The sequence below is a fragment of the Ruegeria sp. BI7 genome (assembly GCF_056537925.1).
On the sequence record NZ_JBQFSK010000007.1, the window covers coordinates 150,969 to 175,484 of the forward strand.

Annotated in this window: 27 protein-coding genes; 17 read left to right on the forward strand and 10 right to left on the reverse strand. The window is 56.8% G+C overall.

Annotation, left to right across the window (positions count from 1 at the left end; translation table 11 throughout):
• Positions 1 to 18 precede the first annotated feature (18 nt).
• The 3 genes from ACR0JB_RS16145 to hemN all read right to left on the reverse strand — a co-directional run bounded on the left by ACR0JB_RS16145 (position 19) and on the right by hemN (position 4,057).
• The gene (locus tag ACR0JB_RS16145; protein ID WP_170398366.1) at positions 19 to 498 is read right to left on the reverse strand and encodes a DUF995 domain-containing protein; all 480 of its coding nucleotides are present in this window, start codon (positions 496 to 498) and stop codon (positions 19 to 21) included.
• A 96-nt stretch (positions 499 to 594) separates the two neighbouring features.
• On the reverse strand, positions 595 to 2,526 hold the full coding sequence (locus tag ACR0JB_RS16150; RefSeq protein WP_170398370.1) for an elongation factor G: 1,932 nt from the start codon (positions 2,524 to 2,526) through the stop codon (positions 595 to 597).
• Positions 2,527 to 2,701: 175 nt separating this feature from the next.
• Positions 2,702 to 4,057 (reverse strand): oxygen-independent coproporphyrinogen III oxidase, encoded by a 1,356-nt coding sequence (gene hemN / locus ACR0JB_RS16155; RefSeq protein WP_170398373.1) that lies wholly within the window; start codon positions 4,055 to 4,057, stop codon positions 2,702 to 2,704.
• 61 nt (positions 4,058 to 4,118) lie between these two features.
• Here hemN and fnrL point away from each other — a divergent pair, with 61 nt between their 5' ends.
• The gene (gene fnrL / locus ACR0JB_RS16160; protein WP_170350982.1) at positions 4,119 to 4,862 is read left to right on the forward strand and encodes a transcriptional regulator FnrL; all 744 of its coding nucleotides are present in this window, start codon (positions 4,119 to 4,121) and stop codon (positions 4,860 to 4,862) included.
• 74 nt (positions 4,863 to 4,936) lie between these two features.
• On the forward strand, positions 4,937 to 5,188 hold the full coding sequence (locus ACR0JB_RS16165; RefSeq protein ID WP_170350981.1) for a GlsB/YeaQ/YmgE family stress response membrane protein: 252 nt from the start codon (positions 4,937 to 4,939) through the stop codon (positions 5,186 to 5,188).
• A 38-nt stretch (positions 5,189 to 5,226) separates the two neighbouring features.
• On the opposite strand, the gene ACR0JB_RS16170 is transcribed toward ACR0JB_RS16165, so the two are convergent.
• Positions 5,227 to 6,066 (reverse strand): universal stress protein, encoded by an 840-nt coding sequence (locus ACR0JB_RS16170; protein WP_170350980.1) that lies wholly within the window; start codon positions 6,064 to 6,066, stop codon positions 5,227 to 5,229.
• Between the two features lie 195 nt (positions 6,067 to 6,261).
• On the opposite strand from ACR0JB_RS16170, the gene ccoN reads away from it, so the two are divergent.
• Genes ccoN through ccoP form a run of 4 tightly spaced genes read left to right on the forward strand, consistent with a single transcriptional unit; the run spans position 6,262 to position 9,670 of the window.
• Entirely contained in the window at positions 6,262 to 7,869 is a 1,608-nt protein-coding gene (gene ccoN / locus ACR0JB_RS16175) for a cytochrome-c oxidase, cbb3-type subunit I (RefSeq protein ID WP_170398376.1), read from the forward strand.
• Positions 7,870 to 7,883: 14 nt separating this feature from the next.
• A complete protein-coding gene (ccoO, locus tag ACR0JB_RS16180) occupies positions 7,884 to 8,612 on the forward strand; it encodes a cytochrome-c oxidase, cbb3-type subunit II (protein WP_170350978.1) in 729 nt (242 codons plus the stop codon).
• Positions 8,613 to 8,624: 12 nt separating this feature from the next.
• Entirely contained in the window at positions 8,625 to 8,810 is a 186-nt protein-coding gene (locus ACR0JB_RS16185) for a cbb3-type cytochrome c oxidase subunit 3 (RefSeq protein WP_170350977.1), read from the forward strand.
• Complete coding sequence (gene ccoP, locus ACR0JB_RS16190) at positions 8,807 to 9,670, forward strand: cytochrome-c oxidase, cbb3-type subunit III (RefSeq protein WP_170398379.1); 864 nt, start codon at positions 8,807 to 8,809, stop codon at positions 9,668 to 9,670. Before ACR0JB_RS16185 ends, ccoP begins: the two co-directional genes overlap by 4 nt.
• Positions 9,671 to 9,806: 136 nt before the next feature.
• Here the strand turns inward: ccoP and ACR0JB_RS16195 are convergent, their stop codons facing one another.
• On the reverse strand, positions 9,807 to 9,944 hold the full coding sequence (locus ACR0JB_RS16195) for a hypothetical protein (protein WP_170398381.1): 138 nt from the start codon (positions 9,942 to 9,944) through the stop codon (positions 9,807 to 9,809).
• A gap of 100 nt (positions 9,945 to 10,044) precedes the next feature.
• On the opposite strand from ACR0JB_RS16195, the gene ACR0JB_RS16200 reads away from it, so the two are divergent.
• The 7 genes from ACR0JB_RS16200 to nusG all read left to right on the forward strand — a co-directional run bounded on the left by ACR0JB_RS16200 (position 10,045) and on the right by nusG (position 16,268).
• Entirely contained in the window at positions 10,045 to 10,920 is an 876-nt protein-coding gene (locus tag ACR0JB_RS16200) for a LysR family transcriptional regulator (protein WP_170398384.1), read from the forward strand.
• Positions 10,921 to 11,021: 101 nt separating this feature from the next.
• Positions 11,022 to 12,449: a cytochrome c oxidase accessory protein CcoG gene (gene ccoG / locus ACR0JB_RS16205; RefSeq protein ID WP_170506659.1), complete on the forward strand. Its 1,428-nt coding sequence runs from the start codon at positions 11,022 to 11,024 to the stop codon at positions 12,447 to 12,449.
• 1 nt (position 12,450) lies between these two features.
• Positions 12,451 to 12,909 carry a FixH family protein gene (locus tag ACR0JB_RS16210; protein ID WP_170350972.1) on the forward strand — a complete coding sequence of 153 codons (459 nt, stop codon included), beginning with the start codon at positions 12,451 to 12,453 and terminating at the stop codon, positions 12,907 to 12,909.
• Between the two features lie 4 nt (positions 12,910 to 12,913).
• Entirely contained in the window at positions 12,914 to 15,091 is a 2,178-nt protein-coding gene (locus ACR0JB_RS16215) for a cation-translocating P-type ATPase (RefSeq protein WP_170398393.1), read from the forward strand.
• Between the two features lie 5 nt (positions 15,092 to 15,096).
• Entirely contained in the window at positions 15,097 to 15,255 is a 159-nt protein-coding gene (ccoS, locus tag ACR0JB_RS16220; protein WP_170350970.1) for a cbb3-type cytochrome oxidase assembly protein CcoS, read from the forward strand.
• An 82-nt stretch (positions 15,256 to 15,337) separates the two neighbouring features.
• On the forward strand, positions 15,338 to 15,535 hold the full coding sequence (secE, locus tag ACR0JB_RS16225; RefSeq protein WP_170350969.1) for a preprotein translocase subunit SecE: 198 nt from the start codon (positions 15,338 to 15,340) through the stop codon (positions 15,533 to 15,535).
• A 199-nt stretch (positions 15,536 to 15,734) separates the two neighbouring features.
• Positions 15,735 to 16,268: a transcription termination/antitermination protein NusG gene (gene nusG, locus ACR0JB_RS16230; RefSeq protein WP_010440977.1), complete on the forward strand. Its 534-nt coding sequence runs from the start codon at positions 15,735 to 15,737 to the stop codon at positions 16,266 to 16,268.
• Between the two features lie 123 nt (positions 16,269 to 16,391).
• On the opposite strand, the gene ACR0JB_RS16235 is transcribed toward nusG, so the two are convergent.
• From ACR0JB_RS16235 to ACR0JB_RS16245, 3 genes are all read right to left on the reverse strand, one after another.
• Positions 16,392 to 17,156 (reverse strand): hypothetical protein, encoded by a 765-nt coding sequence (locus ACR0JB_RS16235; RefSeq protein WP_170398395.1) that lies wholly within the window; start codon positions 17,154 to 17,156, stop codon positions 16,392 to 16,394.
• Entirely contained in the window at positions 17,153 to 18,004 is an 852-nt protein-coding gene (locus tag ACR0JB_RS16240; protein WP_480790070.1) for a hypothetical protein, read from the reverse strand. The genes ACR0JB_RS16235 and ACR0JB_RS16240 overlap by 4 nt, the downstream gene beginning before the upstream one ends.
• A gap of 230 nt (positions 18,005 to 18,234) precedes the next feature.
• Positions 18,235 to 19,131 (reverse strand): sulfotransferase domain-containing protein, encoded by an 897-nt coding sequence (locus ACR0JB_RS16245; protein WP_170350966.1) that lies wholly within the window; start codon positions 19,129 to 19,131, stop codon positions 18,235 to 18,237.
• 313 nt (positions 19,132 to 19,444) lie between these two features.
• Here ACR0JB_RS16245 and rplK point away from each other — a divergent pair, with 313 nt between their 5' ends.
• On the forward strand, positions 19,445 to 19,894 hold the full coding sequence (rplK, locus tag ACR0JB_RS16250) for a 50S ribosomal protein L11 (protein ID WP_037314971.1): 450 nt from the start codon (positions 19,445 to 19,447) through the stop codon (positions 19,892 to 19,894).
• Between the two features lies 1 nt (position 19,895).
• Positions 19,896 to 20,594 (forward strand): 50S ribosomal protein L1, encoded by a 699-nt coding sequence (rplA, locus tag ACR0JB_RS16255; RefSeq protein WP_170350965.1) that lies wholly within the window; start codon positions 19,896 to 19,898, stop codon positions 20,592 to 20,594.
• 76 nt (positions 20,595 to 20,670) lie between these two features.
• Here rplA and ACR0JB_RS16260 read toward each other — a convergent pair whose 3' ends face one another.
• Positions 20,671 to 21,711, reverse strand: a complete 1,041-nt coding sequence (locus ACR0JB_RS16260) for a Hint domain-containing protein (protein ID WP_480790071.1) — start codon at positions 21,709 to 21,711, stop codon at positions 20,671 to 20,673.
• Positions 21,712 to 21,878: 167 nt separating this feature from the next.
• Entirely contained in the window at positions 21,879 to 22,841 is a 963-nt protein-coding gene (locus ACR0JB_RS16265) for a phosphotransferase (RefSeq protein WP_170506651.1), read from the reverse strand.
• Between the two features lie 150 nt (positions 22,842 to 22,991).
• Here ACR0JB_RS16265 and ACR0JB_RS16270 point away from each other — a divergent pair, with 150 nt between their 5' ends.
• Positions 22,992 to 23,648, forward strand: a complete 657-nt coding sequence (locus ACR0JB_RS16270; protein WP_170506648.1) for a hypothetical protein — start codon at positions 22,992 to 22,994, stop codon at positions 23,646 to 23,648.
• A gap of 314 nt (positions 23,649 to 23,962) precedes the next feature.
• On the forward strand, positions 23,963 to 24,481 hold the full coding sequence (gene rplJ, locus ACR0JB_RS16275; protein ID WP_010441181.1) for a 50S ribosomal protein L10: 519 nt from the start codon (positions 23,963 to 23,965) through the stop codon (positions 24,479 to 24,481).
• Positions 24,482 to 24,516: the final 35 nt, after the last annotated feature.

The following is a 24,516-nucleotide window of genomic DNA, read 5'->3' on the forward strand; positions in this document are numbered from 1 at the left end:
TACCCGCGCGGCAAAGGGTTATAGACCCAGATCTTTCTTCAATTTGTTGAACTTTCTCTGGTGCGGGTTGCCTCTGACTTGCGAACGGATACTGTGGCGATACCAGTTTGACTTCTCAGGGACAAACCTCTCCCAGATTGTTCCGTCCGGGGCTGTCACAAACTCCCAACATTCTTCGAAACGTTTGTATTGCCTCACCCCGTTTTCGAACCAGTACCAGTCAGTCTCGTTACACAGTTTACCTCTGTTTGTGACGTACCATCGCCCAATGCCAACGGCGCCTTCTTTTTGTCCGATCCCCTGTAAGGTGCCGTTAGGAGCCCAATAGAACGACCCTCCAAGTCTCCAATTTGTTGTCTTGCCGGAATAGAGCTGAGCTATCGTTTGTGGGTCAGTGCGTTTTGCGCCTTTGGGTTTCCCCTTGGCAAGGCTTTCCCCGGCAGCCAGAAATATGGCCGCGACTACAAATGTCGTCAGGACGGTTGTTGAATACGCCATAACTGCGGCTCCTCTTTAAATAACAAACCTGTAATGCGGGGCGGCCCTCCTGTGTATTCTCTGACCGGGGTGCCGGTCAGAGGTTTTCTGAGAATTTCACTGTGCGTTGGCGGCCTCGCGCGCTGCACTTTTCGGAAGTGGTCCGCGCAGCTCTTCATAGTGATCAAAGCTCAGCTTGACCCAACCGGTGCCGCGTGTGGCACTGGCGAGGGTTCGGTGCAACTCGTCCTCGGCCACGGCGGGCAATTGGGCGTTGAAGATCTCCCAGCCTGAGGCGTTGGGATTGCCTTCAAAGCCCAGAACCTGGCCTTGCAGCGAACTTATGGTCGGAACCAGATCGCCTACAAAATCCGACGGCAGGTGGATTTCGGCACTCAGGATCGGCTGCAGGACCACCGGTTTGGCCTGTGGCAGGGCCTCACGCACAGCATTCTTGCCCGCGGTACGGAAGGCATAGTCCGAGCTGTCCACGTTGTGGTGCTTGCCATCGCTAAGCGTGACTTTCACATCAACCACCGGAAAGCCCTCGGGCCCCTGCACCAACGCATCCTTGGCGCCGTGTTCGACCGATGGAATATAGTTCTTGGGCACCGCGCCACCTTTTACGATTTCCTCGAACTGGAACCCCGAACCCCGCGGCATTGGCGCAACCGAGATTACTACGTCTGCGAACTGTCCAGCCCCACCAGATTGTTTGCGGTGGCGGTGACGGTGTTCGACGGGTGCGCGAATGGTTTCGCGATAAGCGGTCTCGACCGCGTCGGCAGTAATCTCGATCCCGAAATCCTCATCTAGTTTGGCGGTGACACGACGCATGTGTTGCGGACCTTGTGAACCCAGAATTGCATGACCGCTAAGTTCGTCCTGTTCCAAATGCAGGCCGGGGTCGATCTCGACCAGTCGGGTCAGTGCGTTAGACAGGCGCACGTCGTCTCGCTCATGGGTGGGCGACACGATCTGACGATGCGCTGCCGGGTGGGAGGCGGCCCATTCGGGCAGAGGGGTCGCCGAAGAACTGTCATAGAGATTGCCGGGATTTAGATGATCGGATTTCACGGCGAGCCCAATTTGCCCAGCTGGTAGCTCGGCAATCTGCGTCTTGGCGTCCAGCGTAGTCAGGTTGCCGACGGTTTCGCCGCCCAGATTCTCATGCGCTTTCACACCTGCGCCCAGCCCGCGCAGAACGACGATCTTGCCGATATGTTTTTTTACATCCGCGAAGCCAGCGATCGCGCGGGCGTTTTCTGCCGCTTCGTCGCGCCCGGCGGCTATGTCAAACTCCGGGGCCTCGTGCCGCAAGGCTTTCATCAAACGAGTCAGCCCGTTTCCATGGCTGGCTGCGCCCAAACAGGCGGGTATCAGCTGGTGGTTCTGCAGCACTTGTGCGGCCAGATCGTAAACCTCGGCGCTGGGCGGTTGCTTGTCTTCGATCAGTTGCTCAAGCAAGTTGTCGTCGAAATCTGACAAAGTTTCCAACAATTCCGTGCGGGCCTCCTGCTCGCGGTCCTCGACCGATTGCGGCAATTCGATCAGGGCCGAGGGCTGGCCCTCCTGATATTTCCAGGCCCGCTCCGAGATCAGATCAACCGCACCGACGATCGTGTCGCCCTCGCGGATCGGCACCTGACGCAGAGCGATGTGGTGGGTGCAATAGGTCTGCAACGCCGCAATGATGTCGCGAATCCGGCCATTGGGGTTGTCCATACGGTTGATGAACAGGAAGCAGGGAATGCCAGCCTCTTCGACCAGTCGCAGATATGGGGCGCACAGAACGGCAGCCAGTGGGTCGGGCGGCACGACCACCACGGCGGCGTCCGAGATTGCCATGGCAGGGCCGACATAGGCCAGATTATCGCCGCCGCCATCGACATCAATGGCGCACCAGGGTTCGTCTAAATAAGAAAAACCGTGCAAATGCACGGTTCCGGATACGTCGAATGTGGTGGACCGGCCGTCGAGGCGGCTGATGGCCTCGACCAGAGTGGTTTTGCCCGATTGGCTGGGGCCGAGGACGGTGAAAACGCGCATGGGTGCTGTCCCTCTTTCAAATTGCAGATCGGCTGCACGAAAGGGATAGCCTTACGCAAATGCGTTGGCGCGAACTGTCTGGTATTGGGCCTGCCTCGGGTGCGGGCGGGTTCCGCCCGCCCTGCAAGTGTGGAAAAAACCGACCCGCCGCGTCAAGCCCTGACCTGCCTTGATGTCAGATTGCCGAACTGTGGCCGGCCAAGCTCAGGTCATAGGCGTCAAAGCTGCGGGCAATCATGCGGGTCAGCGGCCGGGCCTCGGGCGGGATGAACAAGCCATCTTCGGTGATCCGCAGCAGGCCGTCAAAGGCTGTATTGGCAGCCTGATATATAGCCTGCAACTCTGGCCCGGTGATGTCGTGATTGCGCAGAATCTCGGCTGTATTGATCTGGAAATCGCACATCAGCGCTTCGATCAGCCGGGCGCGCAGAACGTCCTGCCCTTTGAACAAGTGCCCGCGTGAGGTCGAGAACCGCCCTTCGCGAATCGCCTTGGTATGGGCAGATGTTGCGGGCGCATTCTGGGCATAGCCTTGCGGAAAGCGCGAGATAGAGCTGGCACCAACCCCGATCAGAACCTCGGCCTGATCGTCGGTATAGCCCTGGAAGTTCCGCTTTAGCTGCCCGGCCTTCAGCGCATGGGTCAGGCCGTCATCCTGCGTGGCGAAATGGTCAATGCCGATCTCGGCATAGTCATCCCACATGAACAGGCGGCGGGCGGTGTCGAACAGATCAAGACGTTCTTCGGGGGTCGGCAGGGCATCTGAGGGGATCAGTTGCTGCCGCTTGGCCATCCATGGCACATGGGCATAACCGTATAGCGCGACACGATCCGGGCTGAGCGACAGAAGTTTCTGCACGCTTTCCGTCATCCGCGATTTGGTCTGGTGCGGCAGGCCATACAGGATATCCGCATTCAGGCTGCTGATACCACGGGCGCGGATCATGTCCACGGCTTTGCGTGTGACGTCATAGCTTTGGATACGCCCGATGGTCTTCTGAATTTCGTCGTCGAAATCCTGCACCCCGATTGAGGCGCGGTTCATCCCGGCCTCGGCCAATGCGTCCAGACGGGCCTCATCAATCTCGTTCGGGTCGATCTCGACCGAGAACTCGGCATTCGGGCCCAGCGGTACGACATCCAGAATCCGCGCGGCCAGATCCCGCATCAGATCGGGGTTCAACAGGGTTGGCGTGCCGCCACCCCAATGCAGGCGCGACAGGGTAATTCCCTCGGGCAGGCGTTCAGCCAGCAGGTCAAGCTCGGCTTTCAGAACGTCCACATAGGCAATCACCGGGTTGTCGGTTTGCGTGCCCTGCGTGCGGCAGGCGCAGAACCAGCACAGCCTGCGGCAGAACGGGACATGGATGTACAACGACACCTCGCTGCCCGGCTTCAGGCCGGAAATCCAGTCGGAATAAAGGCTTGACCCCACGTCATTGCTGAAGTGGGGGGCGGTGGGATAGCTTGTATAACGCGGGACTTTCGCGTCAAATAGTCCAAGCTTGGCCAATTGTGGTTTCACTATCATGGCGATAGCTTTAAGGGACGGACCGTCTAGATGCTTTGACCGAGATCAAGTGGAAACGTGCATGACACCGATACTCAAATTCGACCATACAAACTGCGGAGATTGCCCCATCCGGCATCGTGCAGTATGCGCCCACTGTGATGCGAACGAGCTGGTAGAGCTTGAAGGCATTAAATACTATCGCAGTTTTGAGGCGGGTCAGACGATCATCTGGTCGGGGGATCAGATGAATTTTGTGGGCTCTGTCGTGTCAGGCATCGCCTCGCTGACCCAGACAATGGAAGACGGTCGCACCCAAATGGTCGGCCTTTTGCTGCCCAGTGATTTCGTCGGGCGGCCAGGCCGCGATTCTGCGCCATATGATGTGCTGGCAACAACCGATCTGGTCATGTGTTGTTTTCGCAAGAAGCCGTTCGAAGACTTGATGAGCAATACCCCGCATATTGCACACCGGCTGTTGCAAATGACGCTGGACGAGCTGGACGCCGCGCGCGAGTGGATGTTGGTGCTGGGGCGCAAGACTGCGCGAGAAAAGATTGCCAGCCTGCTGTCGATTATCGCCCGGCGCGATGCGTCGATCAATCAAAAGGGAAACACGGGGCCGATCGTGTTTGACCTTCCGCTAACCCGCGAGGCGATGGCGGACTACCTTGGGCTGACGCTGGAAACAGTCAGTCGGCAGATCTCGGCCCTGAAAAAGGATCAGGTCATCACGTTGGAAGGCAAACGCCACGTGACGATTCCGGATATGGGCCGCCTGATGGAAGAGGCAGGCGACGACTCGGATGGAGGTTTTCTGGTCTGACACGCTTGCAGCGTGACTGGATCGGCTGGCCATGTTTAACTGGGGTCATTTGAAGCAGACCTCAGGAGTAAGTCATGGGATTCAGTAGCATTCTGGCGATGCTGTTCATCGGCGCGATCGCCGGGTGGCTGTCGGGCAAGATCATGGAAGGCCGCGGCTTTGGCCTGATGGGCAATATCATCGTCGGCATCGTCGGCGCGTTTCTGGCCGGTCTGATCTTTCCCGCGCTGGGTTTTGCTGTGGGCGGTGGTGTCTTTTCATCTATTTTCTTTGCCACCATCGGCGCGATCATCCTGCTGTTCCTGATCGGATTGGTGAAAAAGTAAAAACCGCCCCAGGAGGCGGTTTTCTGTAACGGCCTATACTAGTGAGCCAGGAACACCGGTACTGTGGCTTGTTCCAACATGTTCCGTGTCGCGCCGCCCAAAATGGCTTCGCGGAACCGCGAGTGCCCATAGGCCCCCATCACGATCATGTCTGCCTCGGTATCTGCGGCGTGGCGGTTCAGGATATCGGATACCCGCGTCATGGTCTTGCTCAGCACGTCGATTTCGCATTTCACGCCATGGCGGGCCAGCATCTGCGACAGCATCCCACCAGGGTCCGAGCGGTCGGGGCCGTGGCGCGGCGGATCAATCACGACGATGCGCACCAGATCGGCTTGCGTCAGAAACGGCAGGGCGCGGCGGATGGCCCGCATGGCCTCGACGCTCTCGTTCCAGCCGATCAGGATGTTGCCCGGTCGTGCGAACGGGGTTGCATCGTCAGGAACGACTAGAACAGGCGCGTGACCTTCGAACATGGCAGCTTCGACAATGGGTTCGGCCTCGGCGTCGCGGTCAGGTCCGTAAGGTTGCGGGAGAATGACAAGATCGGAAAACCGCGCGCGGTGCGCCACGTGGCGCCCGATATCCGAGATCTGGGCAACACCGCTTTCGGCGGACCAGCGGATTCCAGTCTTGCCCAGATAGTCTTTGGCATAGGCCAGTACCTCTTCGGCTTCGGCATTCGCGCGGCTCAGTGTTTCCTGAAGTATCAGGGCGTTTGCGCCGGCGTAGTAATATCCCGTCTGGCTGCGGTCGACGCCCAGACACAAAGCCTCGGCATGCGCGTCTTGCGAAGCAGTCAGAGCGGCCATCTGGGCCAGAGGCGCGTCACTGTGGTTCGTGTCTGTCATCACCGTGAGAAGAGATTTGTATGCCATTTTGACCTCTTGTCTTTCAGGCTCATGTACCTGCGGCCCTATGGCCCAGTTGTCAGTTTACGATTGTCACAGAAATCAGTGTATTGTCTTGACACAGATCAAAGTAATTCTGGCCGCCGTTCGACAAAACGGCAACCAGTCAAAAGGGTCCTGCGATATACAAGAATCACGTGGGGCATGGCAAAGGGACGCAATATGTCAAATTACATCAAGCTGATCGTGCTTGGTCTGGTTGTGGTGTTCACTGCGATCGGGTCCAACTATGCACGCGATTTGGCGTATCAGGTGCATTCGATTCTGGTGATGCTGATCGCCGGTGGTTTGTTCATCTGGACGCTTAGAAACACCGACGAGCCAGATATTCTTGTAGACCGTTCGGGTGAATACATGGATGGCGTGATCCGCTATGGCGTGATCGCAACTGCCTTTTGGGGCGTGGTCGGGTTCCTTGCAGGGACTTTCATCGCGTTTCAGCTGGCCTTTCCAGCGCTGAACTTCGAATGGGCGCAGGGCTATCTGAACTTTGGTCGTTTGCGTCCGCTGCACACATCGGCGGTGATCTTTGCCTTTGGCGGTAACGCCTTGATCGCAACCTCGTTCTATGTGGTACAGCGCACCAGCGCCGCGCGCCTTTGGGGCGGCAATCTGGCGTGGTTTGTGTTCTGGGGCTATCAGCTGTTCATTGTACTGGCAGCGACCGGCTACGTTCTGGGTGGCACTCAGTCCAAAGAATATGCCGAGCCTGAATGGTATGTTGACCTTTGGCTGACCATTGTGTGGGTTGCCTATCTGGCCGTTTTCCTTGGAACGATCGTCAGGCGGAAGGAACCCCACATCTATGTGGCGAACTGGTTCTATCTGGCGTTCATCGTGACTGTCGCCATGCTGCATCTGGTCAACAACATGACCATCCCGGTCAGCATCTGGGGCTCGAAATCGGTTATCGTCTGGTCTGGTGTGCAGGATGCCATGATCCAGTGGTGGTACGGCCACAACGCTGTGGGTTTCTTCCTGACCGCGGGTTTCCTGGGCATGATGTATTACTTCATCCCGAAACAAGCCGAGCGTCCGGTATTCAGCTATAAACTGTCGATCATCCACTTCTGGGCTCTGATCTTCCTGTATATCTGGGCTGGTCCGCACCACCTGCATTATACCGCGTTGCCTGACTGGGCTTCGACGCTGGGCATGGTGTTCTCGATCGTGCTGTGGATGCCGTCATGGGGTGGAATGATCAACGGTCTGATGACCCTGTCGGGTGCATGGGACAAGCTGCGCACTGATCCGGTTATTCGGATGATGGTGATCTCGGTCGGCTTCTATGGAATGTCCACCTTTGAAGGCCCGATGATGTCGATCCGTGCGGTGAACTCGCTGTCGCACTACACCGACTGGACCATCGGTCACGTGCATTCGGGCGCGCTGGGCTGGAACGGCATGATCACTTTTGGTGCGCTGTACTTCTTGGTGCCTGTCCTGTGGAAGCGTGAGCGTCTGTATTCGCTGCAGATGGTCAGCTGGCACTTCTGGCTCGCGACCATCGGCATCGTGCTTTACGCCGCGTCGATGTGGGTCACCGGCATCATGGAAGGTCTGATGTGGCGTGAAGTGGATGCCAACGGCTTCCTGGTGAACTCGTTCGCCGACACCGTGGCTGCCAAGTTCCCGATGTATGTGGTGCGTGCTTTGGGTGGCGTGATGTTCGTCGCTGGCTCGCTGATCATGTGCTACAACCTGTGGATGACTGTGCGGAAAGCGCCGGCCAAAGAGGCCAGCCTGTCCGTCGCGGTCCCGGCTGAATAAGGAGGGCCGGAGCAATGGCAATTCTCGACAAACATAAGATCCTCGAGACCAACGCGACCCTCCTGCTGATCTTCAGCTTTCTGGTCGTGACCATCGGTGGCATCGTACAAATCACCCCGCTGTTCTATCTTGAGAACACCATCGAGAAGGTAGAGGGCATGCGCCCATACACCCCCCTCGAATTGGCCGGGCGTGACATCTACATCCGCGAAGGGTGCTATGTCTGCCACAGTCAGATGATCCGCCCGATGCGGGACGAGGTTGAGCGCTATGGTCACTACTCGCTGGCGGCTGAATCGATGTATGATCACCCATTCCAGTGGGGCTCCAAGCGTACCGGGCCAGATATCGCTCGTGTCGGTGGCCGTTATTCGGACCAGTGGCAGGTGGACCACCTGCGTGATCCGCAATCGGTTGTGCCTGAATCGGTGATGCCGAAATATGGCTTCCTCGAGCATCGGAAGATCGACGGTAAGTACATCGGTGATGTCATGGCTGCCAACTCTGTGGTCGGTACGCCGTACACAGACGAGATGCTCGAGCAGGCACAGGCGGATTTTCGGGCACAGGCGGATCCGGACAGCGACTATGACGGATTGCTGGAACGCTATGGCGACAAGGTCAATGTCCGCAATTTCGATGGTCAATCTGAGTTGACCGAGATGGATGCGCTCGTTGCTTACCTTCAGATGCTGGGCACGTTGGTTGATTTCTCGACCTTCACCCCGGACGCTAGCCGATAACAGGAGGGTGTGATGGAAGAATATACTCTCTTACGGCAGTTCGCGGATAGCTGGATGTTACTTGTGCTGTTTGCCTTCTTTGTAGGCATCGTGATCTGGGTTTTCCGCCCCGGTGCCAGCAAAGAATACAAGGATACCGCCAACATCCCTTTCCGGCATCAAGATAAACCCGCCGAAGTCAAGGAGGCGAGGAAATGAGCAAAACACCTGAAAAACAGCCGGGTGATCCGAATACCACCGGCCACAGCTGGGACGGAATTGAGGAATTTGACAATCCGATGCCGCGCTGGTGGCTGTGGGTCTTGTACGCAACCATTGTTTGGGGCGTGATCTATACGATCATGTATCCGGCTTGGCCGTTGGTTCGGTCTGCAACGGCTGGTGTCATGGGATGGTCTTCCCGAGCACTTGTGCAGGAAGAGATGATCTCGTTCGAGGAGGCCAATGCGCCGTGGAACACCAAGCTGATTGAAACGCCGCTGGAGGATATCTCGAAAGATGCCGAGTTGCAGCAATACGCGGTGAACGCAGGCGGTGCGGTGTTCCGTACCTGGTGTGCGCAGTGTCACGGCTCGGGGGCGCAGGGTGCGCCGGGTTTCCCGAACTTGCTGGACGATGCCTGGCTGTGGGGAGGGTCGCTTGAGGATATCGAGATGACCGTTGCCTATGGTATTCGCAACGAAGAAAGCGACGATGCGCGCTATTCTGAGATGCCGGCCTTTGGCGAGGTTCTGGAACAGGACGAAATCACTCAGGTGGTGCAGTATGTCATGTCGCTGACCAACGCTCAGACTGATGATGCGGCGGCGCAGGCGGGCAAAGTTGTTTTCGAGGACAACTGCGCAGCATGTCATGGCGAAGACGGCACCGGTGATATCACTCAGGGCGCACCGAACCTGACCGATGCAATCTGGCTTTATGGCGGCAGCGAAGAGGCTTTGACCGAAACGGTCACCAACAGCCGCTTTGGCGTGATGCCATCCTGGGAAAACCGTCTGACCGACGCGCAGATTCGCGCGGTCACAGCTTATGTCCACCAATTGGGTGGCGGTCAGTAACGGCAAAAGAATACCTTCGGACGGTTCGCCGCCCGAAGGTTAGGCACCGGCTGTTCCATCTGTTCGCGCGTTTCCTGAACAGCCGGTGCTACAAGTTCAGATTAGTTCTCTGTTTTGATCGGGTCCAGAGGGCCCGTCATTTCGCACGGGAACGTGTGACGCGCGTGGTTCTCTTCCACCAATTGTCCTCGGGGCGGTGTTCGCGGTTTTGCGGTGTCGTTAGCCCATCCGTGTGGGTGGCGACCATGAATGTACGTGCAAGAATCGATAGCATCTGATCTCTCCTTAAGTTGGGTCTGATTGCACTCAGGATTGATGTTTTGCGAGGAATATGCGACTCAATTGCCATTGGATAATGTAATCTAGGCTTACATATGAACTGGATGACAATGCCACCCCTTGCATCGCTGAAGGCTTTTCATGCCTTTGCGGAAGCAGGAAATGTGGTGCAGGCCGGGGTCCTGTTAAATGTCAGCCACGCTGCCATCAGTCAGCAATTGCGCGCATTGGAAAAACACCTTGGGGTGACCCTGCTGGACCGCAGCGGTAAGTCCATGACGTTGACGGTCGAGGGTGAAAAGCTGGCCCGCGCCTTACATCTGGGTTTTGGCGCGATCGGGGCAGCCGTAGCGGATCTGACGCATATCGCCGAAGATCGCCCGGTTCATGTATCCTTGACGGCATCTTTTGCCGCGTCCTGGCTGATGCCCCGCTTGCCGGCGTTTCAGGCCGAGTATCCTGATATACCCCTGGCACTGGACCCTTCGCCTGACCTTGCCAGTCTGCGTCCGGGTGGTGTGGATGTGGCGATCCGATACGGGGATGGATCCTGGCAGGGGGTGAATGCAGAGCCTCTGTTGCAAAGTCCGGTCGTGATAGTTGCTGCGCCGTCGCTACTGGGAGGCCGGGAAACCATTACGCCGGATGAGCTTAGCCAACTGCCTTGGTTGGAAGAGCTTGGAACTACAGAGGCAACATCGTGGCTGGCCCGCCGCGGGGTTGAACACGGCCCGCGGGCTGGGCGAATCTTGTTGCCCGGCAATCTGGTGCTTGAGGGGCTGCGCGCTGGTCAGGGTGTGACATTCACGGCGCGACATTTTGTCGAAGCTGATATTCAGGCGGGTCGCATCATCGAGTTGTTTCGCGAACCTGGCGCGCGTGGATACCACATTGTGACAGGGGATGCGCCACTGCGCCCGGCTGTCAAAATTTTTGTTAGCTGGCTCAGGCGGCAAGCTGGTATGGTGTGACAAAAGGTGTCTGCGCGATGCGCTTTTGACCCATGTCAAAGTGACTGCTTTTGTGATCTGGAAAAAGACGCCTAAAAGACAGCCACATCTGGAGCCTGCTTGTGAGCGATTCCGACCCTGCCCCCAGCCTTTACGCTGCAAGGGAGCCGATCTTTCCCCGGCGCGTGTCCGGGCCATTTCGAAACCTGAAATGGATCATCCTCGCGGTTACGCTTGGCATCTATTATGTAACGCCCTGGATCAGATGGGACCGCGGCCCCAGCCTGCCGGATCAGGCGGTGCTGCTGGACCTGGCAAACCGGCGTTTTTATTTTTTCTGGATCGAAATCTGGCCGCATGAGTTTTATTTCGTGGCTGGCCTGTTGATCATGGCCGGTCTGGGCCTGTTTCTGTTTACCTCTGCGCTGGGGCGCGTGTGGTGCGGCTATGCCTGCCCGCAGACGGTGTGGACGGACCTGTTCATTCTGGTCGAGCGCTGGATCGAAGGCGATCGCAACGCCCGTTTGCGACTGCACCGGCAGGAAAAGCTGGATTTCCGCAAGGCGCGCCTGCGTATCACGAAATGGACGGCGTGGTTTCTGATCGGTCTGGCAACCGGCGGGGCCTGGGTGTTCTATTTTGCCGATGCCCCTACGCTGATGCGGGATCTGGTCACTGGAAACGCTCATCCGGTTGCCTATACAACGGTCCTGATCTTAACAGGTACGACGTTCTTTTTCGGCGGCTTCGCCCGCGAGCAGATTTGCATTTATGCTTGCCCGTGGCCGCGTATTCAGGCCGCTATGATGGATGAGGACACTCTGGTCGTCGGGTACCGCGAATGGCGGGGCGAACCGCGCGGCAAGGGTAAGCGTACTACCGATTCCGAGCTGGGCGACTGCATCGACTGCATGGCTTGCGTGAATGTTTGCCCGGTTGGGATCGACATTCGCGACGGGCAGCAGATGGAATGCATCACCTGCGCGCTGTGCATCGACGCTTGCGATGACATGATGGCCAAGATCGGCAAGCCGCGTGGCCTGATCGACTATATGGCGCTGAGCGACGAAGCTCATGAACGGGCAGGCGAGCAACCCATCAACGTCTGGAAACACATCCTGCGTCCGCGGACGATCCTGTATACGGCTTTGTGGACCCTGGTTGGCCTTGCGCTGTTGTTTGCACTGTTTATCCGGTCCGATATTGATCTGACCGTGGCGCCCGTGCGCAACCCGACATTTGTCACTTTGTCCGACGGAACAATCCGCAATACCTATGATGTGCGCCTGCGTAACAAGCATGGCGAGGACCGGGCGTTCCAATTGTCCCTCGCGGGTGATCCGGCCTTGCAGATCCAGATCGAGGGCGTCGAAGGTGAGATTGTCAATGTCACGGCAGATACGGCACAATTGACCCGCGTCTACATCGTTTCTGCGGGCGACGCCGGGCCGGCGGCTGCGGATGCAACCTCGGTGCGCATCTGGGTCGAGGATCTGGAAAGCGGTGAACGCGCCTATAAAGACACCACTTTCAACGGGCGAGGGAACTAGTATGGCCGAGCGTCAATTTACCGGTAAGCACGCTCTGGCCATTTTCGTCGCCGCGTTTGGTGTGATTATCGCCGTAAACCTCGTACTGGCCTATAGCGCGGTCAAAACCTTTCCGGGGCTTGAGGTAAAAAACTCTTATGTCGCCAGTCAGGAGTTCAACGACCGTCTGAAGGAACATCAGGCGCTGGGTTGGACCATTCGTGCCGAAATGTCTGGCGGCTTGTTGATCCTGCATATCACTGACAAAACCGGAGCTCCGGTCGAAGTGGCCGAGTTGCAGGCTGTTGTGGGTCGCGCCACCCATGTCGAGGATGATTTCTCGCCCGAATTTATCTTTGACGGTCAGGCCTATGCAACGCCGGTATCGTTGGGCAAAGGCAACTGGAACATACGGCTGGTTGCCAAGGATAGCGCGGGTGCAGAGTTTGCCCAGCGTGTGCCGTTGTACGTAAAAGGGTGATGGGATGACGACGCAGTTCACATCCGGCACTGCGGCCTGCCCCGGTTGTATCGCCAGCCCGGCGGAACCGGCGCGGCCCATCCCACAGGATGCTCAGATTGCGTTATCGTTGCCGGGCATTCATTGCTCGGCTTGTATTGCCACGGTCGAACGGGAACTGAACGCCTATCCGGGGGTCGAGGACGCGCGGGTGAACCTGACACTCAAGCGGGCGATGGTCAAAGCGTCGCCTGATCTGCGTGCAGCCGATCTTATTCCTGTGTTGGAACGGGCGGGCTATGAGGCGCACGAGCTGGACCCAGGTTCGTTGTCAGCGACGCAGGCCAATAAGGCCGGTCGCGATCTGTTGATGCGGCTGGCGGTGGCCGGTTTCGCTTCGATGAACGTGATGCTGCTGTCGGTGTCGGTCTGGTCGGGCGCATCGGATGCCACGCGCGATATGTTCCACTGGATTTCCGCGGCCATTGCGTTGCCAGCCATAGCCTTTTCGGCGCAGCCTTTTTTTGCCAACGCCTGGAGCGCCCTGCGGGTCAAACGCCTGAACATGGATGTTCCGATTGTTTTAGCCATCCTGTTGGCGTTGATCACATCGCTTTGGGAAACCGCGCTCAGCGGCAAACACGCTTATTTCGATGCCGCGCTGACGCTGACCTTCTTCCTGCTGGCGGGGCGGTATCTGGATTACCGCACCCGCGATGCCGCCCGATCCGCGGCCGAAGAACTGACCGCACTAGAAGTACCGCGCGCCATCCGCCTGGTCTACGGTGTCGAGGAAGAAGTGGCCGTGGCCACCCTTGCAGTTGGCGATCTGATCCTTGTCCGGCCCGGTGGGCGTATGCCGGTGGATGGCGAAATTGTGTCAGGGCAGTCAGAGCTTGATCGGTCCCTGTTGACCGGGGAAACCCTGCCTGTTTTTGCGCAAGCGGGCATGGCAGTCAGCGCTGGTGAGGTTAATCTGACTGGCCCGCTGACCATTCGGGCGACAGCGGTGGGTGAGGATACGTCGCTGCACCGTATGGCCGATCTGGTCGCCATCGCTGAATCGGGCCGGTCGCGCTATACCTCATTGGCGGACAAGGCGGCCAAGCTTTATGCGCCGGGTGTACACATCCTTGCGGGGCTCAGTTTTCTGGGTTGGTACATCTATTCCGGCGATATCCGCACCGCGCTGAACATTGCAGCTGCGGTGTTGATCATCACCTGCCCCTGTGCGTTGGGTCTGGCGGTGCCTGCGGTGACAACGGCAGCCTCGGGGCGATTGTTCCGCAAGGGGATGCTGATCAAACATTCCACCGCCCTGGAACGTCTGGCCGAGGTGGATACGGTGGTGTTCGACAAAACCGGCACGCTGACCTCGGGCACGCCCGAACTGATCAACCTGGGCGATCATGCCCGCGCTGATCTTGAAGTGGCCTTGGCGCTGTCCGAGGCCTCCTCGCACCCGCTGTCCGTTGCATTGACCACCGCAGCACGCGATGCGGGGGTCAAACCGGCCCGTCTGAAAGATATCACCGAAGTTCCGGGTTACGGCACCGAAGGCACCTATCGAGATCAGCGCGTGCGTTTGGGCCGGGCAGCGTGGACGGGTGCGCAAGAGGGTGATCAGACCGCAGCATGGTTGTCCGTCGCAGGGCAGGCGCCTGTGTGCTTCCAGTATTCGGACAGTCTGCGCCCCGGCGCGGCCGAGGCGGTTCAAGCCTTCCGCGACGCAGGCAAAGAGGTCATCCTGATTTCGGGTGACACAGAAGGCGCGGTTCAGGCGCTGGCTGAAAAGTTGGGGATCGAACACTGGGTCGCGCAGGCTTTGCCGCAAGAAAAAGCCGCCCGAGTGCAGGAGCTGAGCGATCAGGGCCGACATGTTCTAATGGTCGGTGACGGTCTGAACGATACCGCCGCGCTGGCAGCGGCGCATGTGTCGATCTCGCCCGCATCGGCGCTGGACGCGGCGCGGGTGGCCTCGGATATCGTGCTGTTGGGTAATGATCTGGCCCCAATTGCCGATGCCTGTGATACGGCCGTGAAGGCGACCAAACGGATTCGCGAGAACTTTCGTATTGCCACCGTTTACAATATCATCGCGGTGCCGCTGGCGGTGGCCGGTCTGGCCACGCCCTTGATTGCGGCGCTGGCGATGTCGACCTCGTCCATTACCGTGTCCCTGAACGCCCTGCGTCTGAGGTAGCTGCTATGGAAGTTTTGGCTTATCTGATTCCGATTTCCCTGTTTTTGGGCGGGGTTGGACTTGTGGCCTTTGTGTATACTGTCCGCTCGAACCAATATGACGACCCCGAGGGTGACTCTCGGCGCATCCTGAGCGATGAATGGGACGACAAGCCCAAGCCCTGACACGTGGCAATCAAGCGCTCTTGAAATTGCCGCAATGCCCGGTTATGTCCGGCTCATCCGCTAGCAGAGAGAACCAAGCCAAATGGCAACTATGAATCCGATCCAGTTCATTCAGCAAGTCCGCGCCGAAGTTGCAAAGGTCGTCTGGCCGACCCGGCGTGAGGTGCTGCTGACCACGGTCATGGTGTTCATCATGGCGGCGCTGACTGCCGTGTTCTTTGCGTTGGTTGATCTGGGCATTCGCGGCGGATTGCAACTGATCTTGGGTGCATTCAGTTAAACCGGTTTGGGCGGGCTGAAACGCCACTGCCCCCTTGCACAGCGCGCAATGTCAGAGTAGTTGACGCGGTACTATTCGGAATGGGCGTGCGGCGATTCGGGCTGCGCGCCGCTTTTTATTCCGGGTGACGTGACAGAATTTCAATGACGGTGCTTGCGGCATTGCCAGCGCACCGAAGGCAAACAAGGACGACAGGTTCATGGCGAAACGGTGGTACTCGGTCAGCGTTCTTTCGAATTTCGAAAAGAAGATCGCAGAGCAGATCCGCACGTCGGTGGCCGAGCAGGGCCTTGAGGACGATATCGACGAAGTTCTGGTGCCCACCGAAGAGGTGATCGAAGTGCGCCGGGGCAAGAAGGTCACGACCGAACGCCGCTTTATGCCCGGTTATGTACTGGTGCATATGGAAATGTCCGATCAGGGTTATCACCTTGTGAACTCGATCAACCGCGTCACCGGCTTTCTGGGCCCGCAAGGCCGCCCGATGCCGATGCGCGATGCCGAAGTGAACCAGATCCTCAACCGCGTTCAGGAAGGTGAAGAAGCGCCCAAGCTGATGATCACCTTCGAAGTGGGCGAGAAGGTCAAGGTAAACGACGGCCCGTTCGAGGATTTCGACGGTATGGTCGAAGGTGTTGACGACGAAGCTCAGAAGCTGAAGGTTTCGGTCTCGATCTTCGGTCGGGAAACCCCGGTCGAGCTGGACTTCACGCAGGTTACAAAGCAGAGCTGATAGCTACTTCAGCAAGATTTTAGCGCCGCGATGCCACGAGCACCGCGGCGTTTTGTTTTGGCGAACCAGTTGTCAGTTCAGAAGTCCAAGGTGGTTTTCTCAACGACAAGGATCACCTTGCAGTTACGGCGGGCCGGGGATCAGTTCTTGCCGTTGAAGGACCGTCAGAATATCGAGAATGGTCGAAGGGCTGACATCCACCGATCCTTCAAGGAAGACACCAAGCCCACCTTCTCCGATCTCTTTGGGTCCGCCATTGTCATAAACCGGGTCAAGTGACGCGAGTTCTGCCGGTAATTTCGGACACAAAGGGGTATCGTTCAATACAAGATCTACAGCAGCCAGCATCAGTTCCTTTACAGAGTCCAGCGTATCATCCTCCAGAAGTTGCTCTCGCTGTTCTTCGGGGGCAGTCAGTGTAAGATCAATGAGTTTGAAATAGGCGCAATTGTCACGCAGTTCGACTGTCGCTTCGGTGGACATGTTCGCCAGGATAGCCTTTTTTTGCTCACCCCGTTGAAAATTGCGCTCACTGGTTCGGCTGCATTCAAAGATCGTGATGGTTACATCCCCATCCAGATCAATCGCATCGCCTTGGGCCCCAAAACTCAAGTCATCCAGCCGGACTTGCAGGCCGCAATTGTCGACTATTGCGTTGTCAGCCAGTCGCTCAGGCACAGTCTTCTGTATTTCACGCAGATCAAGAAGCGCGCCCACCCCGATCCGTGTCGGCGCAACAGCGGCGAGGTTCAGATCAAGCGTATAGGGCAGCTCTGTATCACGAACTGGCAATGTCGCGTCGACGACAAAGTCCACTTGTTGCGCGCTTGGTGCCCGGGCGTCCAGAACGGCTGCCATTAAGACCGGGAAAATCAACCAGTGTCTCATTCAGCAAACTCCAATACGCCAAGTTCCTTCAGCCCACCCAGGACTTTGACGATTGTCCCGGCGCTGACATCGGCAGATCCGACAACAGCCGCCCCCATCCCGCCCGGAGCGATTTCGCGGGTGCCTCCTGATTCGTAGATCGGTTCGAGAACAGAGAATTCGTCGGGCAGTGGCGGGCAAACCGGATGGGCTGCCAGAAACTCACCACCCTTTTCCAGAACTGCGTCGTTGATGCGGTTGGTCAAACCAAAGAGGTTGGAAACAGCGCCGATGAATCCGCGCGGGCTGAGGTCGGCGCTTTCGATGCTGAATGTTAGGCATTGGCCTTTCACCTCAGCCTTGGCGACAGCGACCGCGTCCACGGTTGCTCCAAAATAACGAAAGCCCGGTTCTTCACGCCGGTTGCACCTTGTAAACTGCGCGCGGGCGGAACCTTCGACCTTTACGGTGTCACCTATGGCGGTAACGTCTCGGATCTCAAGGTAAATCTGACGTTTACAGGTTTCTTCCAAAGGGCCAGTCAGGATTTGAGGGGCCTTTTCCTGTAGCCCACGCAGATCCATGAAGGCCTTCAACCGCAATCGGGTTGGGCTGGATTCTTCAAGGCCACCGTAAACGGTAAAGGGAACCGGAATGTCGCGCAGGGGTATTTCTTTTGTCAGCTTGATTTGAAAGCGACCGGCATAGGTGGCTGGATCAATCCCTGTCGTTACGGACGAATTGGATTTTGTGACCGCGTTGGTTTCGGCATCCAGAGCTTTTTGGTCTTCGGCCTTGCTGCCACAACCCGGCAGCATAGCGACCAGTACACAGATCAGCAGTCCTTTGTTAAGTCGAGATGACCCCATCCCTGACCACCTCATTTGTGTCCAAGTTGCACCAAGATACCCGCCTTCGTTTCTTAAGCAACTCAAGTATTAGGATTAACTGATTTGTTCCGCAAATCTCGACCTTCGCTGAGGCGTTATTGGGCCTCAATCAGGTAATTGGGAACATAGGGGCAATCGTTTGTCTTCTCTGGACCTCCGTCAATGATGGCCCTTTCGTGGGTCTCGACGAGGTGGTGCCAGTGATGCTCTTATTTTCCGAAGGCTAGCCAACTGCTGCATTCCGGCCCGAGCTCCGCCAAGGCTCTAGCCTCATAGCGGGCTTTGTCCTCTTCAGGGAGAATCTCACGCCAACGACCGTTCACGCCGCGGTGGATGAATGTCTCTGCGCCGCCATCCCAAAAAATACCGCCTCCAGGGACGGATTTACTTGCATGTGCTTTCATGTAGTCAAAGGAACAGTGCGTGAGGATCGCATCCCAACGACTTTCGTCAATCTCGATGTCCAGGAAATTTGCGATGCGGCGAATTTCCCCCGGCATGTCGCGTTTGAGCGCTTCGAAATGGATAAGTTGCACGTTGGGCTGATCGCGAATCTCCCACCAGGTTCGAATATTTTCCCAGAAAGGCCACATCGGGTAACCATCATTCTCCAGCCATTCCCTGAAGTATTGAACGGTATCTCGTGTTGGTCGTTCGATCGGTGGGCCTACCCGGCCGGGCGTATCATTCAGAGTTTCATACCAAGTGTCATTCGCGTTCGAATGATGGTTGTGAAAGCTCCATACTACGTCACGCCCATCGCGCCCAATGTATATGTATTTGGCTTGTTCTGAGAAAACGAGCGCATCCACCGGTAAATGCGTTTTCAAGAAGCGTCGGTGTGTTTGCGACGCGACTGCTGGTAACTTGACCTCTTTGGGCGGGACCCGAAGGTCAAGCCACGGCGACATCTCGGCGACGTCGAGGTCTTCAGCGCCGTTAAATATCAGCTGAGCGACGATTTGCTGAACCCAAGTCGTTCCAGACTTTGCATAGGTAGCGATGATGATATCGTCATTACGAAATTCGAAATCGTTCCACATGGAGGAGTCAAAGTGGTGGTTGTGAAACTCCCGTGTTTTCTTCGGCGACCCAAACCCGTTCATTTTCCGATCCCTCCTGCACCTTGAAAGTGCCAGTCTGCCACAGAACTCCAGTCCGAGGAAGAATTTGTGGCGCTAATCGGTCTTGCAGTTGAGGAGACAGGCAGAGATGAGTACGCGTGTTTCGGGCCCAAAGCGGTGATGCCAAACTGTAACGCCAACCTCTTGCCAACCCCACCATTCCCCTATACATGCCGCCTCTATCGTCTTCGGGCGAGATTCTCTCGTGGGAGGTTGCTGGGATCGCGATCCCGGATCGGACCACGCAACATAAACCGGGTAGGACGCGTCCTATCTACGTTGAAAGGAAAACCAAATGGCCAAGAAGCTTGCTGGTACAATGAAACTGCAGGTTCCTGCAGGTCAGGCGAACCCGTCGCCGCCAGTTGGTCCGGCGCTGGGTCAGCGCGGCATCAACATCATGGAATTCTGCAAGGCGTTCAACGCCAAGACCGCAGATATGGAGCAGGGCGCACCTTGCCCGACCGTGATCACCTATTATCAGGACAAGTCCTTCACCATGGACATCAAGACGCCGCCCGCGTCTTACTACCTGAAAAAAGCAGCTGGCCTGAAGCCGGTCGGCAAGCGTAACCGCCCTCGTGGCGCGGAAAACCCAGGTCGCGAGACCGTGGCAACCGTGACCAGTAAGCAGGTTCGCGAAATCGCCGAAGCCAAAATGAAAGATCTGAACGCCAACGACGTCGAAGGCGCAATGCAGATCATCCTGGGCTCGGCCCGCTCTATGGGCATCGAGGTGAAGTAAGATGGCAAAACTTGGTAAACGCACCCGCGCTGCGCGCGAAGCTGTCGCTGGCAAGGAAAACCTGTCGGTCGAAGAAGCTGTTTCCCTGGTCAAAGGCAACGCCACTTCGAAGTTCGACGAGACCATCGAAATCGCTCTGAACCTGGGCGTTGACACCCGTCACGCGGACCAAATGGTTCGTGGCGTTGTCGGCCTGCCGAACGGCACCGGCAAAGCGATGCGCGTTGCTGTGTTCGCACGTGGCCCCAAGGCTGACGAAGCGAAAGAAGCAGGCGCGGACATCATCGGCGCAGAGGACCTGATGGAAACTATTCAGGGCGGCACCATCGAATTCGATCGCTGCATTGCCACCCCGGACATGATGCCGATCGTTGGCCGTCTGGGTAAAGTTCTGGGCCCCCGCAACCTGATGCCGAACCCCAAGGTCGGTACTGTTACCATGGACGTGAAAGCGGCCGTTGAAGCAGCCAAGGGTGGTGAAGTTCAGTTCAAGGCGGAAAAAGGCGGCGTTGTACACGCTGGAGTTGGCAAAGCGTCGTTCGACGAAGCCAAGCTGGTTGAAAACGTCCGTGCCTTCATCTCGGCCGTGGCCAAGGCCAAGCCGTCTGGCGCCAAAGGCACCTACATGAAGAAAATCGCGCTGAGCTCGACCATGGGCCCCGGCGTGACTCTGGATGTGGCGGCTGCGGCCGGCGAATAAGCCCCAGCCAAGCGCTTAGAAAAAGAACCCGGGTTGCATATGCGACCCGGGTTTTTCATTTTTGCGGTCCGCGTGATCAGAGGTATGTGCGCAATACGCGGGCTTCATGCGCCCCGATTGTCTTGACGGCCGTGTGCTGGAACGCATTTCCGATCTCTTCAACCGATGGGAAAAGCGCGAGGATTTCCGCCCTTTGCGGGGATGATAGGGAATATTTGGCAGTATCGCCGTAATAGTAGCTTTCCGTCAGCGCGCCGTTTGATCGCACAATGTGGTGCCGGTCGAACATGAAATGCGTATAGGTGATGCGGTCCGTCTCACGGATCGAAACGCCGGGAAGGCCGCATAGGTGCTTGGCGGCCACGAACACTTCGGACGAGCCAAACAGCATGTCGGTTGCGGGTGACTGTATCAGGACCCTGTGCTGTTGCGAGACCACAAGCTCATGCGTGTTTCCGATGGCGGCAGCTTCGATCACGACCGGAGCGAACGCGCCGTGGCCATGAACCTCGGTCGTTCCGATCCACAGGATCGGTTGCAGCCCGCCATCCCGGGTCCAGACGCGCTGACCCTTTTTCAGGGTCTGCACTTCGACGTCACCATCTTCGGTTTCGATCAGGGTTCCCAGGCCAAAGCAGGTAATGAAATCCGTATAGGGCGACGACCCCGCGTTTGAGCCGCTGATTTTGACATAAGAGGTTCCCGGCACCAGGGGGGCCGACGTGCTATAGCCCCAAACGTCCTGCGTGACCCCGTTCTGGGAAAACACGTAGATGTCAATCTCGGGTCCGGTTGGGTTTCCGTTAATGTCCAGAGCCCGCACGGTGATCACGGACTCAGATTCAACCTGTGTGCCATTTGTGACGATGCCACCGCCATCTGTAATTACATGGCCCGTTTCCTGATCGTCGTCGAATATATCCGGGCTGCCGCTGGTGTCGTCCAGCGTGACAGTAGTGCCAAATCCACCCGAATAGGCAAAAATGGTGCCGTCCGGTGTGTCTGAGTTGTTGATAATAGATCCACCGACGACAATGTCATTGGCATCGCCCCCGGCCGGAACGAATGTGGCGATGAGACTGGCACTGTCCTGAGCGAAAAAACTGCGGAGAACCATCTGCGCGATTATTCCTCTTTTGTACTTGTTTTGTTGGGCCAAAGGCGACGAAGGCCACGCGAAATTATGCTGAAAGATAAGAAATTGGTTGGGTGGATGCGTCAACCGGGTTCTTCAAAATACCGCACAAATAGTTGTCAACTGGGACGGTTACCGCAACAGTCTCATTATCCTTGAAACACAACTTTCAAGCGATTGCCCAACCGCTGTCGTTTGTCTTCCTCAAACGGGCTACAGTCGTGGTTGGGTTGCCACAACGCCAGCCAGTCCTTCAACAACCGCCCCCGGATGCAGTAATCCAGAATTTCCATGTTGATGGGATGTCGATAACGGCGAAAGAACATATCCTTGTTTTTTCTGAGAATACCGCTGCGATCCACATCGGGTCCGGCCCCGTCGCGAAAAATATCTGCCTTTAGAAAGTCGACGATATCGTACACGGCCAGCTTTTCGCGGGATTCAGTAAAATCCAGGCCAATCGTTTTTCCCTGCCCGACAATCAGGTTCTGCCCGTGAAAATCTCCATGCGAAAAGACCCGGATATCCTGAATGCCCTTCAGGCGAGCAGCTTCGGCCAGCATGACGTTTACCATTTTCCGACTTGTGCACGCGATATCATAGGGCACTGTAGTTGACAGGTCGCGAATGCTGTCCGTCATCCATTTTGGCCGAAATGCATAGCTCGCCGGGGGGTGGCGGTCATGAAGATCATTCAACCATGATCCAGCACGGCGAAAAATCTGGGCAACCTGATTTTCGTTCTTGCTGTTATAGATCAGGTCGACCGCGGTTGGCCGGTTGATGAATTCGGTGACAAAGAAGGTTTCAGATGGCGACAGGTAAATCGGGCGGATAACCTGCGATGACGGGTTGTTTTCAAAATGCTGGTGAAGATCGGTTAGCAGGCTGAACTCATCCCGCAGCCTTCCGGTGGTGGGAGAGTTGTTGTCTATTTTCAGTGCAAAGCTTTCAATTCCGGTTGTGATTTTCAAGACCAGACGCGAATCCGGAAACGCGTGCGAGCGATAGACGCATTCGACTTTCTTCACAGGCCCGACAGGATTGCGCCGTGAAAACTCGGCCACATACTCTGAAGCGATTGTCTGTTCAGTATCGGAAAGATCCAGCATTCAAGCGCGTCGTTCTATTTTAAGTGCCGTTTGCAAGGTATTCAATTCGCACTCTCTGTCAACGAGAGGCGCTGATGTGGCTGGAGCAGGCGAAGTTTTCTCGTGCGACATTGACCTAGCTACAGTCTTAGTGTCCGGGGGGGCAATTGAGTGCTGCATGCCACGGGTGAGAAAAAAATAAAAACACCTATAGGGGTAGCTACCCTTCCGTTTGTGCAATCACTATTGGTGATCTCGAACACGACTAAGAGATTTAAAATGATGAATGGAAGAAACATCGCAGCATTGATTTGCGGCGCGCTTTTCTTGTCCGGATGCGTTCAAAACGATCCCGAATACCAAACACAAAAGGTAGAACAGCAGCAGCGGGCATCGGCCCAAGACACAAAGCTCGTGACTGCCGAGCTCGCCCCGTTGATCGACGTCTGCCTGGATGTTCTTGAAACGGGTCAGTCGGCCCCCAGCGATAAGATGGCGGCCCTGGGCTTTTCGAAGATGAATACTTTGAGGGGAGAGGGTTACAAGAAAAAACGCGGCGATTCAGGGTGGGACAGGGTGAACGGCTCCAACACGATCTTAAACTACCCGCCCAAAAAGAACTGGTGTCAGTTCTTAATCGGGAATTTTTCCGGCTATCGCGAAGCCTTTGTCTTTGTTGCCAATTCGCTCAATTCCAGGGGATACAAGCCAGTGGGAAATCCCAAAAAGGGCTTAAAATACCAAAAAGGTGATCAGGTGTATGTTGTGAGAGGAGCTTACATAAGGCAAGCCTACCAAACTGCGGTGTCTATCTCCCGAGAGAACTGAGCGACTTGACGCACGTCAGATATGGCAAGCTTGTGTAATTTACCCCTTGGAAACCCCGCGTGTCTGGCCTAAATAGAGCTGCGGAATAAAGCGTGCGATTCGTCGTGCGCTTTATTTTGTTTCGTCCAAGACGGTGGGTGGGTCCATTCGGCCCCTTAATTCCCTGCCTGAGACGGGTAAGACCAAAGAATTCTGAGGGTCACGATCCTCGGGCGAGTTTTGGCCAATCCCGTAACAACGGACCTGAACGCCGGGGTTAACCCTTCGGCAAATATGAGCCGGGGTGAGGTATCACCCCTAACTTGGAGAGAACTGTGGATAGAGCCCAGAAAGAGAAAGTGGTCGAGGAACTCGGCCAAATCTTCGAAAGCTCTGGCGTCGTAGTGGTTTCGCACTACGCCGGTCTGACAGTTGCCGAGATGCAGGACCTTCGCGCACGTGCTCGTGACGCGGGTGGCGCCGTGCGTGTTGCCAAGAACAGGCTCGCCAAAATCGCCCTTGAGGGTAAGCCGTGTGAAAGCATGGCCGACCTGCTGACAGGGATGACCGTTCTGACCTATTCCGAGGACCCCGTGGCAGCAGCCAAGGTGGCCGAGGACTTCGCCAAGGATAACAAGAATTTTGAGATTCTTGGTGGTGCAATGGGTGAGAACGCTCTGGACCGCAAAGGCGTCGAAACAGTTTCGAAAATGCCGTCTCGCGAGGAGCTCATTGCTTCGATCGTGGGCTGCATTGGCGCACCTGCTTCGAACATCGCCGGCGCGATTGGCGCACCTGCAAGCAACATCGCAAGCATCCTTTCCACCATCGAAGAGAAGGCGGAAGCTGCGTAAGCGGTTGGCACTGAATGATCTGCGTAGGGTGAATA

Coding starts and splice junctions, on each gene's coding strand:
- ACR0JB_RS16145 (WP_170398366.1), bottom strand. CDS start 498: ATGGCGTATTCAACAACCGTCCTGACGACATTTGTAGTCGCGGCCATA.
- ACR0JB_RS16150 (WP_170398370.1), bottom strand. CDS start 2,526: ATGCGCGTTTTCACCGTCCTCGGCCCCAGCCAATCGGGCAAAACCACT.
- hemN (WP_170398373.1), bottom strand. CDS start 4,057: ATGATAGTGAAACCACAATTGGCCAAGCTTGGACTATTTGACGCGAAA.
- fnrL (WP_170350982.1), top strand. CDS start 4,119: ATGACACCGATACTCAAATTCGACCATACAAACTGCGGAGATTGCCCC.
- ACR0JB_RS16165 (WP_170350981.1), top strand. CDS start 4,937: ATGGGATTCAGTAGCATTCTGGCGATGCTGTTCATCGGCGCGATCGCC.
- ACR0JB_RS16170 (WP_170350980.1), bottom strand. CDS start 6,066: ATGGCATACAAATCTCTTCTCACGGTGATGACAGACACGAACCACAGT.
- ccoN (WP_170398376.1), top strand. CDS start 6,262: ATGTCAAATTACATCAAGCTGATCGTGCTTGGTCTGGTTGTGGTGTTC.
- ccoO (WP_170350978.1), top strand. CDS start 7,884: ATGGCAATTCTCGACAAACATAAGATCCTCGAGACCAACGCGACCCTC.
- ACR0JB_RS16185 (WP_170350977.1), top strand. CDS start 8,625: ATGGAAGAATATACTCTCTTACGGCAGTTCGCGGATAGCTGGATGTTA.
- ccoP (WP_170398379.1), top strand. CDS start 8,807: ATGAGCAAAACACCTGAAAAACAGCCGGGTGATCCGAATACCACCGGC.
- ACR0JB_RS16195 (WP_170398381.1), bottom strand. CDS start 9,944: ATGCTATCGATTCTTGCACGTACATTCATGGTCGCCACCCACACGGAT.
- ACR0JB_RS16200 (WP_170398384.1), top strand. CDS start 10,045: ATGAACTGGATGACAATGCCACCCCTTGCATCGCTGAAGGCTTTTCAT.
- ACR0JB_RS16210 (WP_170350972.1), top strand. CDS start 12,451: ATGGCCGAGCGTCAATTTACCGGTAAGCACGCTCTGGCCATTTTCGTC.
- ACR0JB_RS16215 (WP_170398393.1), top strand. CDS start 12,914: ATGACGACGCAGTTCACATCCGGCACTGCGGCCTGCCCCGGTTGTATC.
- ccoS (WP_170350970.1), top strand. CDS start 15,097: ATGGAAGTTTTGGCTTATCTGATTCCGATTTCCCTGTTTTTGGGCGGG.
- secE (WP_170350969.1), top strand. CDS start 15,338: ATGGCAACTATGAATCCGATCCAGTTCATTCAGCAAGTCCGCGCCGAA.
- nusG (WP_010440977.1), top strand. CDS start 15,735: ATGGCGAAACGGTGGTACTCGGTCAGCGTTCTTTCGAATTTCGAAAAG.
- ACR0JB_RS16235 (WP_170398395.1), bottom strand. CDS start 17,156: ATGAGACACTGGTTGATTTTCCCGGTCTTAATGGCAGCCGTTCTGGAC.
- ACR0JB_RS16240 (WP_480790070.1), bottom strand. CDS start 18,004: ATGGGGTCATCTCGACTTAACAAAGGACTGCTGATCTGTGTACTGGTC.
- ACR0JB_RS16245 (WP_170350966.1), bottom strand. CDS start 19,131: ATGAACGGGTTTGGGTCGCCGAAGAAAACACGGGAGTTTCACAACCAC.
- rplK (WP_037314971.1), top strand. CDS start 19,445: ATGGCCAAGAAGCTTGCTGGTACAATGAAACTGCAGGTTCCTGCAGGT.
- rplA (WP_170350965.1), top strand. CDS start 19,896: ATGGCAAAACTTGGTAAACGCACCCGCGCTGCGCGCGAAGCTGTCGCT.
- ACR0JB_RS16260 (WP_480790071.1), bottom strand. CDS start 21,711: ATGGTTCTCCGCAGTTTTTTCGCTCAGGACAGTGCCAGTCTCATCGCC.
- ACR0JB_RS16265 (WP_170506651.1), bottom strand. CDS start 22,841: ATGCTGGATCTTTCCGATACTGAACAGACAATCGCTTCAGAGTATGTG.